The organism is Fructilactobacillus hinvesii (genome assembly GCF_024029435.1).
GTDB lineage: Bacteria > Bacillota > Bacilli > Lactobacillales > Lactobacillaceae > Fructilactobacillus > Fructilactobacillus hinvesii.
In genome coordinates this window covers 301,672-316,242 of sequence record NZ_CP097118.1, presented here as the reverse complement: position 1 = coordinate 316,242, position 14,571 = coordinate 301,672, and the positions used below count along the sequence as shown (strand labels likewise).

The window sequence follows — 14,571 nt, the reverse complement described above, 5'->3', positions numbered from 1 at the left end:
TTAACATTCTATAAAATTAACAAACTATGTTAAAACTATATTAATCACTAATCAAAAGGAGAAAATCATGAAAAAAAAAGGTATAGTCATAATTCCTATCGCACTAACCCTATTAATTAGTTTATCTGCCTGTAATAACACTAAAAGTAAATCAGTTGATTCTCAGACCAAAACTGAGCACAAGCAAGCTAAGCAAAAGAAAACTAAAGAAAAGAAAAACGAACAGAAATCAAACAAGGACACTAAGAATAATTCTAATCAATCTAAAGATCAAAATGATCAAAATCAAACTACCAATTCTACTTCTGATGATTCTAAAAATAATAGTAATAACGATAACTCCAAAAATGAACAAAAAAACGGTAACAATGACGCAAATAATAACTCAAGTAATACCACATCTAGCCAAGACCCCCGGTCATTAAAAAATGAACAAAACGGAATTGGTAACACTGTCACTACTCCCGAAGCTGCTATTAATATCCTAAGAAACGGGTTAGGGAATAATCCTGATTATATTTATGAATTATTATCAACAGATAACAACATGTATGAAATTCAAGTGATTTCTAAATCCATTCATGCCCAAGGCGGTAGCGGAACAATTGGTATTTACGATGTTATGCAAGATGGTACTTATAGTTTAAGATCATAATTAATGAGTTATTAAAAGGGGTTTATTCAATATGAATAAATCCCTTTTAATATAATTTAAATAAAACTATTATCATTCATAAATCGATTTATTTTTCCAGCAAATGAGCTCGTTCCAGCATCCGCGCAATCAATAACGATAGCACCCCACTGAAGAGGAAAACGGATACTAATGCAACTACAAACAATGCCGCAATTAAGCCAACGCTAAAGCCGGCATAATCGTGTCTAACTAGCTGATACCCAAACGTAATCACTGTGGTAGTAATCGAGGTCAACGTCACGCTCAACCAGCCGTAATTTTTGTAACCGGTGACCGCAAAACCGAGTTCAGAACTCACTCCTTGGATTAGTCCAGAGATCAAAGTAGACGCACCCCAGATTCCACCAAGCAGCATTTCTACCACGGAACCTAATAGTTCAGCTAGCAGTCCAGATCCTGGAATCCGAACGACCAACAACGCCAGTGGTCCAGCCATCGTCCAAAATCCCAATAGAATCGAACCTGCAAATGGAGCTAATCCGAGTGGTGTCAACACCGCTGTTACCGCCGTGTAAATGGGATCCATAATCCAGAAAATCAGTCCTGTGATGATTCCAATCAACGTTACTAAGATAATGTTTTTCAAATGCCAATCTGCTAACCAATGCTTCATGATTTCATCCTCCGTTTGTAATTTCACCATAATAAAAAGCACTCAACCACGGCTAAGTGCTTTGAAAAACGAATTCATGATTGCACTAGTAACAATCGGCTTTTCAAACGCGATAATCGTTCCCTGCGATAGTCCTAACTACATCAGGTTCAATGGGTTTAATCTCAGCTCGTGGCACCCCAACTTTTTATTTGGACTAATTATACCATATTTTCACTTAATGATTAGAACTTTTTTCTAATCCCCAAACTCGAGACAAACCGTAGTAAACCACAGCGGAGAAAATCATCGAAATGAACGTTGCTCCGACCGTTTCTTTAATGACCGGCATGTTCTTCAAGACCAGGTACAGGATTACCCCTAAGACCAGCGTCACAATCGCAATCACATTGTACCCACCTTGGTACCAAAGCTGTCCTTGTGGATTAGCCAACGTTTGTGACGTATAGTTTTTGCGGTTTAACAGGAAGTAATCAACGCACATGATGGCGATAATTGGTCCCAGTAACATCCCCGTGTAGTCCAAGAATGACGTGAAAGAGGCCAGAAAACTTCCATTTAGTAACGGTACGAAGGTTAAGAGCATCGAAGCAATTGTAATAATCACTAACGACTTGTTAAAGCTGACCTTGTGAAAGACGTTGTTCAAGGCCGAGGCTCCGGCCTGAATATTAACCGCATTGGCCGTCATGCTGGTCAAGACAATCACGATCATGGCGATGAATCCGAGTCCTAACTTGTTAGCAATGATACTTGGGTCGGAGTTATTCGGATCGTAACTACCAGACGTTAGGGCCACACTAATCGTGGTACAAATCCCAATCAGCGTGAAACTCAACAGGCCAAGCAAAGCACCCCAGAATGGTGCGCTAATGGCTACGCGTTTCTTCCGCGTGAACCGGGTAAAGTCGGCGGCACCGGTCACCCAACCTAGACTAGCTGCGGCAATTGTATCAATCCCTAATCCCAATGGCATCTTTTGGGCCGCTGGAATCCGGTAATGCAGCAGGTCGGTCAAGGAAACGTTCTTAAACACCACAATCGTTTCCAAAATCACAAAGATGATTACAAGAATGACCCCGATTCGTTCCACCAACTGCACGGACCGTTGCCCGGAAACAATGCTTAAAATGTGCAGAATGCTCATGATTCCGATCCCGACAATCATGCCGAGATTCCCACCAGGCTGGCCAAACAACGGCCATTTGAAGAGGCTATGGAAAATGAAGGCTAATGACGTGGCGGCAATGAAGGTGTTTACGGCCGTCCATCCTAAAAACAAGGTAATGTTAATTAGCGACGGAATGATACTGCCACGAATCCCGAACGAACCCCGGGACAGCACTGTGGTTGTGGCTCCCGTTTGGTAACCAACGTACCCTAACAGGCTCAAGAAGATGTAGGCTAGTACCCCGGCAATCAACGTTGCCATTGTCCCACCAATCAAGCCACAGGCGGCCACGACCCCACCAAGAAACCAGGTTCCATTGTTCGCGTTCGCCCCAAACCAGGTCGCAAACATATCCCAGTAATTCATATTCCGTTCGTTTTCCGGAATAACTCGAAACGCGTATTTGCTATTATTCAATATAGTTTCCTCCAAAATATTAACATTTTGTGTCTGTTTTATATCAATAATCGTCTTTCTTAGTATAGCAGAGATAACCCGGAAACGATAGCTCTACCAGTAATTCCAGCCAGATTGTGAATTAACTCAGCCTTAGTTTATAATCAGAATTAAATTTCAAGCTACAGGAGGAGTTCCGTCCATGCCCACTACCATTCGTTCCCGCTATAATCCCCTCTTACCGACGTTGTTAATCTCAATTCATCAAGAATACGTGACTGAGATTAACGCTGGTACCAAGGTCGTAGAATACCGCACTTTAACTCCTCGAATTCATAAAAATCTTTCACAAGTTCCCATGTGTAAGCGGAATCATGGTAAAATAAGAGTAGGAAATTGCAGAAAGGAGAATCGCAATGGTTATCTTATTACATGCTCTGATTGGAATCGTGGGCTTTGTGAGTGCCGGTGTCTTAGGAATTAGTTTCATGGGTCACACCCAAGAATTATCCGCCACCCAACGTTGGTCTTTGATTCTAACGGTTAGTGCCGTGGGAATCACCGCCGTGCTTGGTCTGTACTACATGGCCGGCATTTGGGGCGCCTTAGTTTCAGGCCTCTTATTAGCCTACTTCGAATATGTGTGCTTCTTTAAAGAACCCAAAACGGTTCACGAGCACCAATAAAACAGATTAAAAAAATCCGCTAGCCTCGTTTGGTTAGCGGATTTTTATTTGGTTAAGCATCATTCACTTTAACTTCACTAAGCCCACAGCAAGCGTTCCAGCAATCCAGAACAGACTTCCGATTAACATTAACGTTGGTAGGGAATTCCCAATCATCGGGAGGATCACCACGCTCAATAGCGAAGCCACAATTTGGGGAACACACACCTGCGCGTTAAACAATCCCTGGTAGACCCCGGCATTTTGCGCTGGTACAGCATCCATCACAAATGCCAAGGGATAGATAATGATGCCAGCCCAGCCCACTCCAATTAAGATGAAGGCTATGACCATCCCCCAAACGGAATGCAAAAGTCCAATTCCCACAAACCCGATGGCGCCAATCGCCAAAGAAATGCCTAGCGCATGCACCTGGTAGCGCCGTGGCACGCGTCCTAATCCAATTGCTAACACCGAAGCTGCCAGAGCGTAAACCCCAGACAGAACCCCAAAGAGATTACCTCCTTGTTGATAAGCCGCACTGGCTGGATCAGTCGTGTGATAAACGTTCGCAGCAATCGTTCCCGCTCCATACGTCCACAGCAGGGCAAAGGCCACAAAACACAGTCCCTGAACCAACGCAATCGTCCAGAAAATTGAAGGCGCTCCTTTAATTAGCTGCCAGTAGCTTGGTTTGGTCTTTGCCGGCGGTCCTTGATAACGGACTAATTCTTCCGGCGTATATTCGCGCACATTGAGAACCGTCAGAATCGTACAAATGGTTAAAATGACAGCGGCTAGATAGAAGACCAATTTCATCGTTAACGGAGCTGCCCCCGGCTGAGCTACGTTCCGCACTCCCAATTCCGAGAGTAACCATGGGGTAATCGCCGCCAGGATACTCCCAACGTTCACCATGATGCTTTGCAGTGACGTGACCTGCCCCTTTTGCTTGCTGTTTACCATGTCTCCAATCAGGATTTTAAACGGAGCCACGCAGGCATTGGCAGCAATAATGTACAACAGAACTAATCCCGCGCCTAACCCTAACACAATTGGGATCGGCAAGCCCCAATCACCAGCATTGGGCAGTAACACTAGGGTTAAATCAGCAATAATGGTTCCGCCAATTAGGTAGGGAATGCGCCGCCCTAGCTTGGGGAGCCAGGTGGCATCGGAAAATTGACCGAGCACCGGTTGGGTAATCATCCCCGTAATCGGTGGAATCAGGAATAAGAAGGCCAACATTTGCGGACTAGCTCCAAACGTTTGAAAGAGCCGCCCCAGTTGTGAGTTTTCCAGTCCTAATGACATCTGGGCTCCCAATAAGCCGAAACTCAGCCAAAACAACTGTCGCAACTTTAACCGTGGTAATGGTTGTACTTTTGGCACGCTGCCACTTCCTTTCTCAATGATATTAATCTTCATTGTACCGGCATCAATTCCGGGATTCAAATCCAGTTTTTGTTCAGCTTTCACAATATAGTGAAGTTTTTTCACAAAAAGCATTGCCAAGTTCTTTGTAAGCGGTTACAATTAAGTTCGTAAAAAATACATAGTTTCAAATTAATCACCTGAAAGAAGGGATCATCGTGAAAAAACCACGTTTAAGCATTGCTTTTATTTTTATCTTCGGAGCCCTCGGAGGCCTCCTCTTTGGATTTGATACCGGAATTATCTCCGGAGCTTCTCCGCTAATCGAAGCCAACTTCCACCTTAACACGGAACAAACGGGCTTTATTACTTCCTCCGTGCTGATTGGATCCGCCATTGGAGCGTTATCAATTGGATCCTTATCTGACCGGTTTGGGCGCAAGAAATTATTAATCCTCGCTTCTATCCTCTTTTTAGTGGGATCCGGCTTATCTGCCGTAGCCACTGGGTTTGTCCCTATGGTTATCGCTCGGATTATCCTGGGCTTAGCGGTGGGAGGGGCCTCTGCCCTCACTCCTGCTTACTTAGCTGAATTAGCCGACAAGGGGCACCGGGGCTCATTAGGAACCATGTTTCAATTAATGGTGACCCTTGGGATTTTATTGGCCTACGTTTCTAACCTGGCCTTTCTCGGCCACAACTTGTTGGGGATTAGAGACTGGCGATGGATGCTCGGATCAGCATTGATTCCCGCCCTATTACTCTTTATCGGTGGCATTTTGCTGCCCGAATCACCCCGGTACCTGGTTGAAAAAGGAAAGGTCACTGAAGCCCGGGCCGTTTTAGACCAGTTACGCGCTGGCACCAAAGACGATCCAGACGCAGAAATTGCAGAAATCCAATCCGTTTCTCACCAAGAAAAAGGCGGATTAAAAGAACTCTTTACCATTGCGCGTCCTTCTTTGATTGTCGCCATTGGGATCATGCTCTTTCAACAACTAGTCGGGATTAACGCCGTCATTTATTTCCTTCCTCAGGTTTTCATGAAGGGATTTAACTTCCCGGCCTCTGGAGCCATCTGGATTTCCGTCGGCATCGGGATTGTGAACTTTGTCGTGACCATTTTGGCCTACCTCATCATGGACAAGGTCAACCGGAAAACCATTTTAATGTTTGGTTCAATTGTGATGGGCGTTTCCTTGAGCTTGTTAGCCATTCTTAACTTCACGCTCAGCATTAGTGCGGCTGCCATTCCCACCATCATCTTAATTGCCGTGTACATCTTTGGGTTCGCCATTTCCTGGGGCCCAATTGCCTGGTTATTGATTGGGGAAATCTTCCCGCTTTCAGTTCGAGGAATCGGAACGGCCATCGGTTCGGCCGCCAACTGGATCGCGAACTTCATCGTGTCCCAGTTCTTCTTAACCATTTTGGCGCTCTTTCACAACAACGTCGGGGGACCATTTGCGATCTTCGCCGTCTTTGCCTTTCTTTCTTGGGGCTTCGTTTACTACTTTGTTCCAGAAACGCGCAACAAATCCTTGGAAGAAATTGAAAGCGAACTCGTGAGTCGTTACAACGCCAAACAGAAAAAAGCCTAATTTAAATAACAAAGAAGGTCAGCTCCATTTGGAGTTAGCCTTCTTTTTTAGTCTATTTTTCGTTAGTTGGAATTGCAACCAACTGCTGGTTGGCAAGCAGGTACAGGTACTTCTGCTTGACCGGTTCGTGCAAAATATCCTGCAGGGCTAGGGCATAGAGGTTCACCTGACCGGTGTACTGTTCCTTAATTTGCTCAATGGAGTCATCTGGATGAGCCGGATTCACAAAGCTCGTTTTGTAATCAAACAGGATGGGTCCCTGTTCGGGATCATCAAGATACCCATCGATAATTCCGTGGACCAGAATCTGTTGGTTCGGATCATTGTGAAATTCCGAAAAGAGCCGTTGCGCCTTAATAATCAGCGAGAAGGGAACCTCCCGCTGCAACCGATCGGGGAATTGCAGAATCCGTTGTCCAACGTCCGTCTGATAGAACGCTACGACGGCTTTTCGGTTAATCTGCTCTGCCACCGCTACAGTTAAGAGCTGGCCCGCCACTAGCTTCTTAATTAACGCTTCGACCCGCTCCTCTGTAACGGGTTTGGTTACATCGAGTTTCTGCAGGACCAAGTGGGTAGCAGTTCCCACCTCTTGGGGCGTGGGCTTAGCCACCGTTTGCATGAACTGCGGTTGGGCAAACTGCTCACTCTGATACCGCGTGCGTTGCAAAATCTGACGGCCAGTATCAGCGACGCTCCCTAATTGAATGTTATCTGGATCGTCAAACTGGCGTTTAATTTCTGATACCGATTGGTACGCCGTCGTTTGCGCGGCATCTGCAAACGGATACTGAAATTCCAGCAACCGTTTAATTTCCGCTGGATCAGTGGCTTGCCCGGTAAATTCTGTGGCAGTGGTGGACTCTGTCGTTTTCGTGGTTGCTTGTAACTCCGTGGGCTGGACAAATTCCACCGTAAATTTACTTGGATCAGACTGGAGCTCCGATAGGGTAAGGTCGTCATCCAGTAACGCTTGAAACTGCGGATGGCGTACCAAGGACATCCCGATCCAAGTCAAGAAGTTCTTAGCACTACTCCGGGTGGCCTGGTTAATCACCAAATTCGGGCTTTGCCCCGCCTGCGACCAGCTTTGAAACGTACTTGCTTCAGCCGTCTGCTTAGTCGTTCCCTTGACAATCCCGGTGATAATTAACTTCTGCTTGGCCCGGGTTAAAGCCACGTAAAGTTTCCGCATTTCTTCGGCTTGCGCCTTTTGTTTTAACGAATTGGTAATCGCCAAGTACTGCAACGTGTTCACCTGCTCGTGGCGGTCGGGATAGTAATACTTAATTCCCAGTCCCATCTGATCATCAACCACAAACGGATCTTTAAACTCACTTTGATTGGATTGGTGGTGGACATCAATCACAAAGACCACCGGATATTCGAGCCCCTTACTCCCGTGAATCGTTTTGACGGTCACGGAGTTTGGATCCACGTCGACACTAGCTTCCGCAAGGTCGTTATCATCCTTTTGCAATCGTTTGATGAATTGGACAAAAGCAAACAAACCCTGAAATCCGTTGCGTTCATACTCTTCAGCACGTTGGTAGAGCGCGTGCAGATTGGCCTGCCGTTTCTTTCCAGCTGGCATTCCACCCACGTAGTCTAAGAATCCGGTTTGGTTGTAAATTTCCCAAATTAATTCCGCCAAACTATGCTTAGTAGCGTAATCACGCAGGTTCTTTAGTTGTTCCAAAAACTGGTCAACCTTGCTCAACACTCGATTGCCAAACTCCGTCTGGGTTTGTTCCTGGTAATCTTTGCGAAAGTCCAAGACGGCTTGGTAATAGTTCCCCGTTTTTTTCGTAATCCGGATGTAGGCTAATTCATTTTCGTCCAATCCCACTAACGGTGATCGTAACACTGCGGCCAGCGGAATGTCTTGCGCGGGATTATCAATGATTTGCAGTAACGACAGCATCATTTGAATTTCTGCCGTCTTAAAGTAGCTTTCGGCTCCATCACTGTTCAACGGAATTTGATGTTCGGCAAAGATGCTGGCAATCTCAAAGTTATTCCGCTTGGTCGAGGACAGCAACGCAATGTCGCCATACTGCAAGGGACGTTTTTGGCCCAACTTGCGATCGTAAATCTGAAAGCCAGCGTTCATCATCGTCTCAATCTTGTTCGCAATCAGCTCAATCTGGAGTTGGTCGTTGGTTAATTGGTCTTGTTGTTTGTGATCGCCCTGGTCATCAGCCAACAACATTAATTCCGTTGTGGTGTCTAAATCATCCGGATAATCCCGCGCCCCAAATTGCAGCTGGGCATCACCGGTGTAGTCAACTTCCCCAAAGGAACGGTCCATGATCTGTTCAAAGATGAGGTTCGTAAAATAATCCACGTTGGCTACCGACCGGAAGTTATCGGGCAACGTGATCAACTGGTTCGGATTAGCTTTATCCGGGTAAGTATGGTATTTATCCATAAACATCTGCGGATCGGCCAATCGGAAGCGATAAATTGACTGCTTCACGTCCCCCACCATGAAAAGGTTCGGGTGCTCGGGATTCTTAATTGTGCCTAAAATGGCATCCTGCAGGTGATTATTGTCCTGGTATTCATCAACCATGATTTCGTTAAACTGCTGCTGGAGCTGCGTCCGCAGGGAAACCCCCGCTTCGGACTGATCGGTTAAGATTTGAAACGCGAAGTGCTCGATGTCCGTAAAATCATAGGCATGCCGTTGGCGTTTCACCGTGGCATACTGCGTCGCAAATTGCTTTACGACCGCAATCAACTTCTTTACGAGTAGAGATGCATCGTCATTGAGCGTCTGTAGACTCGCTTCGTCGGTCCAAAAATAATTTTTGCCCATGGCTTCCAATTGCTTTTTAGCCTCATTTCGCAAATTTTTACATTGCTCTTTTACCGCTAGTTGCTCCTCATCAAGGTCTTTTTTGCTAACGTTCGGGAACCGCTTGAATTTTTGCTGGGTAAAAAGCGTCCGGAGCTGATCCCAACTACAGGAATCCAGTTGCTCACTGATTGTCGAGATTTGTTCCTGCTCCGCCGTCACAAACGTCTCAACCTTCACAAGTCCAGCTCGTTGCGCTAATTCACGAACCTGCCGGTACGTAGCTAAGATTTGGGCGAATTGATTTTGTAAATCCGGCAGTAAATAGTCTCGGTACAGATGACTATCAGTCAGGGATCCATCGCTCTGGTAAAAATCCCCTAGCCGGTCAATCCACTGGTCTGGATCCTGATTGACGTTCGCTATTTCGTACAGGCGCAACACCAAATCGGTCAAACCGTCGTCACTGCGATCGTTGGAGAAGTTCCGCGTTAACTGGGCAAACCGGTGATCCCGGTCGTTTCCGTACAATTCTTCGCGGACATCACTCCAAACATCCGTTTGTAGTAGGGTGCGCTCACTCCTGTTCGTTAAAATCCGAAAGTCAGGATCCAAGTTAATGACGTAGTAATATCGCTTTACTAGCCACAAACAAAAGGCATCCATGGTTTCAATGTGCGCCGTGGTCAGCTTGCGCAGTTGACGAACTAGATGTTGTTTCGCCGCTTGATCCTGCGTGTGATTCAGTTCCATTTGCAAGGCCCCGTGAATTCGTTCCCGCATTTCCTGGGCCGCAGCATTCGTAAAGGTCACAATCAGTAACTGATCCACGTCAACGCCGGCCTTGATTTTCCGCATCACCCGCTGGGTTAACACGCTGGTCTTCCCAGATCCAGCTGAAGCTGATACCAGAATGTTTCCAGCGGAATCATTCTGAATCGCGGCTAATTGGCCTGGGGTCCACTGGGTTTCACTCATGCTGGTCTCCTTTCTGTTCTGCTCGTAGTTTTTCCAGTACTGCATCCATGCTGAGATTTTCCACCTCACGATAGTTATTCTCCGTTAGTAACGGATCAAACTGCATCACGGCTTGGTACGCCGAATTCGTAACGTTGGATCTGGCTTGGAACCGGGCCGGCCATAACCGCGTATCCCCAGCAAAAATTCTCTTTCCTGCCGTTTGAATCAACCGTTCTGTATGGTGAATTACCCGCTCCAAATCGGCCTTAGAAATGACTTTACTATCTTTGTAGAAATCACCATCATTCTTAAATTTAAACGGATAGACGTCCCCCACCTCGTGATCTCCTAAGGCATTTAAGACGTCTTGATCAGCCACTAAAATACCATTGTACTTATGTTCTTTTAGCAGGCGACGTTGAATTTCTTGCGCATCCTGCCAGTTTTTCAAATCTTTCGATTTCAACACCGGATCAAAAATCCGTAGGTACAAAGCCCCCAGTAACTGGGCTTGCTCGGTCTCACTAATGGCCTTCAGGTTCTTTAGCACCGCATCCATGTAAGTCATCATCTGCATGGCGGTTCCATCGTAGACCTGAGCAAAATTAATCTCATGGTCACTCGATTTATAGTCCACGATGTTTAGATAGTCCGTTCCATCAATATCCATGCCGTCAATTCGATCAATCCGGCCCTGCACACCGACCTGCTGATCGTTACCTAAATCAAATTGCAACTCTTGGTAGTGCTGGCCGGGACCAAAGGACACCTCGGTTTGCCGGGGCCGCATGTGCACGTGTCGCGCTTGATTACGCATGGTCTGCGCCATCTCATTAACCGTCTGAATCAACTGCCCCTTTAGGTAGTTCATCCGCTCCGAACTCTGCAGAATCTCGTAGCGTTGCGTCTGATCAGCCTCAATCAATTTGGTTGTCACCTCCGTGACCAACTCTTTGATTTGCTGATCATCCAGCTCCCCTAATTCTAGTTTTTGCTGGTTAACCACCTTCATCAGTTGGTCGAGGGCATCATGATAAAAGGTCCCCGTCTCAGCCGAATTAATCTCGAATTCATCCCGTTCTTTCAGTCGTAACCCATATTCCAAGAAGTATTCGTACGGATTGGAATAAAACTCCTCGAGTTTCGAAATTGAGGTCAGAATCCGTTGACCATACAGGCTAGTGACAATCTCTGGTTTTAATGGGGCGGGTTCATTGCGATAGTCCAAACTACTCATCAGATTACGCGTCAGGCGCCGCAAAGTGGAATCAGCTGTTTGTTCTAACGTCTTTTTAATGGTGCCCCAACTGGGATTCAACGGCTGCCGCTGTTTCTTACTAGCGAGCGCTGCTGGAATTAAATACTTCAAAGTTGCCCGGGGGGAACCAAGGTACGGCTGCACATCAAGGTCAGTGGAATCCGGCTGGGCGTGAAATGCTTCTGTAGTCAGACCAAAGAATGACTGAATCCGCTGCACGTAGGGGGACTGCTTTAGTAACTGATCATCGGTCCCATTGCCAACGTGATATGAAAAATACAACTGATCCTGGGGCGTCATAAAGGTCAGATAGTCTTCGTAGGGTTCTGCCACCATCTGGGTTTCGCTAGTGGTTGCCAAAAATTGATCCGTAGCCAACTGCTCCCCTAGTTGATCCCGATCCCCATCGCTCAGTAGACTTTGGCGTTCAACCCGCACCGGTAAGTTGTGGTCATCAGCACCCACCACAATCGTAATACGCTTATCTCGAAGGTGATACCGCCCCATTTCTGAAATCGTCACCTGATCCAAGGTCGACGGGATCTGGGAGTAGGTGGCCCCCACAAACCCGGCTTGTAAGAGCGCTAAGAAATCGTCTTGAACAAATTCCTGGTCACCCAAGACGTTCACGTAGTCATCTAGAATGTGGCAAAATTCATTCCACACCTGTTCCGATTGGCCGGCTTCCTGCAGGTTTCCAGCTTCAGTAGCCTGCTGCTGCCACGCTTGTAACCGGTCTGGCACCCCATGGTTCACCAAAAATTGATACAGAATTTGAGCGGCTTCCCGACCGGTCTGCGCTTTAGTCAGCCGCCGGTAAAACGGTGGGAGGTTATCTTTTACAAAGTGGCGAATCTGATTGATTGCTTGTGAAAAGGCCTGGTTCTTGTCTACGACGACCCCCGTGGTTTCATCCACGACGGTCGTATACTTCCAGTCCGCTTGTTGCGTCCATTTTTTCCCGTAGTAGCCGTTTTTAAGGACCAGGTTTTCACACAGGGCCAATTGCCAGCGAAAATCGTCCAAACTTTCAAAGTGTTTTTCATCCTGTTTAGGAATCAGCAACTCCGTTTTCAAAAGCTTCATCACGTCTTCGTAACGGTAGTTGCGGGCTCGGTTTGGCTGATAGATTGCAAAAAGAGCCTGTAATAGCACTACCAACGGGTGATTTTCCATCTGCTTTTGGATATCCGTAAAGTAAGGAATTTGTTGCATCGAAAAGATCGGATCAATGATGTTTTCGTAATCACTCAGGTTTCTGGCCACCACCAAGAAATCACCGTACCGATACTTCCCGGTGGCAACTAGTTGGCGAATCTTGGTCGATATGTTCATCAACTCGTCAAAGGACGTCGCCGCTTGTAAGACATGCACGTTAGGATTCGTGGCAGGTGCTTCTGGAAGTTTCCGTTCCAACTCACTACTGCTAATCCAGTACTCTTCTAATTGGTTTAGTCCCGGTTGCAAAGACCGCGCTGGCGCATACTGGTCGGGCAGAATCCGGCTGTGAGCCTGGGCATACTGGTACAACCGGTAATATAAACGTCCGGGTTGCGCAAAGAACGCTTCTGGACTGGGCGCCTCCTCTCGGGCGGGTTGATCCAGCGTTAAATCCACTACCACGTGGGCCCTTCTAATCAAAGTGTGGACCAACTGCAGTTCCTGCGCCGTTAACTCGCTAAAGCCGGTAAAGTAAAAGTGCAACTGCTCTAATTGCTGGGCTGGCATTCGTAAGAGGTATTCATTTAGTAGTTCTAGAGTGGCCGCTTGATACAGATACTTGCCATCCGTTTCCTGCAAAAAGGCCCGGTAAATGAGCTCTAAGTCGTGCAGTTTATTGCGGAGTTCTCCGGTTGTGTTGTTTTGCAACTGGTGCAAATCATCTGGACTCAGGTTGCCCTGCTGCAGCTCCATTAGTTGTTCTGCCACCTGCTGAATGAAGCCAGCCTGTTTGCCTTCTCCCCGGTAGATGGTTAGATCAGCTTCGTGCTCAGTAATAATTTGGAAAATAATCATGTTGATTGCTACCGGAGACAACTGCGGCACCTGATAGGCTGGTTGGTCCCGTAAAAAGTACCAAATTAACCGGGAAAAGGAAAAGGTTTGAATTTGATTTTGAGCGTAGGTGGCTCGTTGTTCCAGGTTCAAACGCTTTAGGGTTCCGAGTTCCGCTTCAAACTTGACGTTATTTGGCACAACTTGAAAGTATTGTTCTTCAGGATGACGGGCGGCTGATTGCTGCATCGCCTGCAGAATCTGCCCCTGGTGATCAGCACTGGCTGGCCCCAGAATAAACTGTAAACTCATACTGACTCCCTTTCTGTTTCAATCACCGCAATCGACTGGTTTTGATACTTACCAGCCACGGCGGCTGCAATTACATTTGCAATTGTTTCATATGAAACAACCCCAGCTGGAACCGGTTGGCCCTCGTTAAAAAACTGGGCAACTCCCTGCTGCTGCGCTACCAACGTTCCCGGTCGAATAATTGTGTAGGAAAGCTCAGTTTCATCAATGATTTTAATCGCATAGCGTTGTTCGCGAAGGTATTCTGCCACGTCAGAAACGCCCGGGTACTCCAGCTGGCCTTCGACTTCATCGTCAATTCCGGCTGCAGAAACCAGAATCCAACGTTCCACGCTAACCCGTTGCTGCTGCAAGGCCGTTACAATTGCATCGACCACAAGATCCACATCCTGAGGTCCAGCCGTAATGACCACAGCCGCTAATTGGTCGGGAACAGCTGCGGGAAGGGTTGGGTCCGTTAGCTGCGTTTGTTTAGTAATCACGTTTAGCTGTGCTTGGTTAAATTGTTGTTCTACTTGCGTGGTCAGGGGTCCCGCCCCCACCACTAAAATTGCTTTTGTCATTGTTTCACCTCGTTCTTAGTTCCTTCTATTTTAGCATCTCCCGCTTCACTGATTAGCAAGAACTTCCTTGGAGCTAATTTTTAAGAAAGTTTAAAGTTCGGGTTTGAATTATTTAGACCGCCGTTGTATGATTAGAAAGTACTATTATAATTAAATCACGAACATT

Annotated in this window: 9 protein-coding genes and 1 riboswitch; of the genes, 3 read left to right on the top strand and 6 right to left on the bottom strand. The window is 46.6% G+C overall.

Annotation, left to right across the window (positions count from 1 at the left end):
* Positions 1-67 precede the first annotated feature (67 nt).
* Positions 68-655 (top strand): hypothetical protein, encoded by a 588-nt coding sequence (locus M3M39_RS01480; RefSeq protein ID WP_252797466.1) that lies wholly within the window; start codon positions 68-70, stop codon positions 653-655.
* Between the two features lie 88 nt (positions 656-743).
* On the opposite strand, the gene M3M39_RS01475 is transcribed toward M3M39_RS01480, so the two are convergent.
* Complete coding sequence (locus tag M3M39_RS01475) at positions 744-1,340, bottom strand: ECF transporter S component (protein WP_252797465.1); 597 nt, start codon at positions 1,338-1,340, stop codon at positions 744-746.
* Positions 1,341-1,413: 73 nt separating this feature from the next.
* Positions 1,414-1,502: riboswitch (TPP riboswitch) on the bottom strand.
* Positions 1,503-1,527: 25 nt separating this feature from the next.
* Positions 1,528-2,898: a purine-cytosine permease family protein gene (locus M3M39_RS01470; protein ID WP_252797464.1), complete on the bottom strand. Its 1,371-nt coding sequence runs from the start codon at positions 2,896-2,898 to the stop codon at positions 1,528-1,530.
* A 395-nt stretch (positions 2,899-3,293) separates the two neighbouring features.
* Between M3M39_RS01470 and M3M39_RS01465 the strand changes: the two genes are divergently transcribed.
* Positions 3,294-3,563 carry a hypothetical protein gene (locus tag M3M39_RS01465; protein ID WP_252797463.1) on the top strand — a complete coding sequence of 90 codons (270 nt, stop codon included), beginning with the start codon at positions 3,294-3,296 and terminating at the stop codon, positions 3,561-3,563.
* 63 nt (positions 3,564-3,626) lie between these two features.
* On the opposite strand, the gene M3M39_RS01460 is transcribed toward M3M39_RS01465, so the two are convergent.
* The gene (locus M3M39_RS01460) at positions 3,627-5,042 is read right to left on the bottom strand and encodes an MFS transporter (protein WP_252797462.1); all 1,416 of its coding nucleotides are present in this window, start codon (positions 5,040-5,042) and stop codon (positions 3,627-3,629) included.
* A 92-nt stretch (positions 5,043-5,134) separates the two neighbouring features.
* Here M3M39_RS01460 and M3M39_RS01455 point away from each other — a divergent pair, with 92 nt between their 5' ends.
* Complete coding sequence (locus M3M39_RS01455) at positions 5,135-6,517, top strand: sugar porter family MFS transporter (protein ID WP_252797461.1); 1,383 nt, start codon at positions 5,135-5,137, stop codon at positions 6,515-6,517.
* A 52-nt stretch (positions 6,518-6,569) separates the two neighbouring features.
* On the opposite strand, the gene addA is transcribed toward M3M39_RS01455, so the two are convergent.
* The 3 genes from addA to M3M39_RS01440 are packed head-to-tail and all read right to left on the bottom strand — an operon-like array spanning position 6,570 to position 14,405.
* On the bottom strand, positions 6,570-10,295 hold the full coding sequence (addA, locus tag M3M39_RS01450) for a helicase-exonuclease AddAB subunit AddA (RefSeq protein ID WP_252797460.1): 3,726 nt from the start codon (positions 10,293-10,295) through the stop codon (positions 6,570-6,572).
* Entirely contained in the window at positions 10,288-13,842 is a 3,555-nt protein-coding gene (locus tag M3M39_RS01445) for a PD-(D/E)XK nuclease family protein (RefSeq protein WP_252797459.1), read from the bottom strand. The genes addA and M3M39_RS01445 overlap by 8 nt, the downstream gene beginning before the upstream one ends.
* Complete coding sequence (locus M3M39_RS01440; RefSeq protein ID WP_252797458.1) at positions 13,839-14,405, bottom strand: SDR family oxidoreductase; 567 nt, start codon at positions 14,403-14,405, stop codon at positions 13,839-13,841. The genes M3M39_RS01445 and M3M39_RS01440 overlap by 4 nt, the downstream gene beginning before the upstream one ends.
* Positions 14,406-14,571 lie beyond the last annotated feature (166 nt).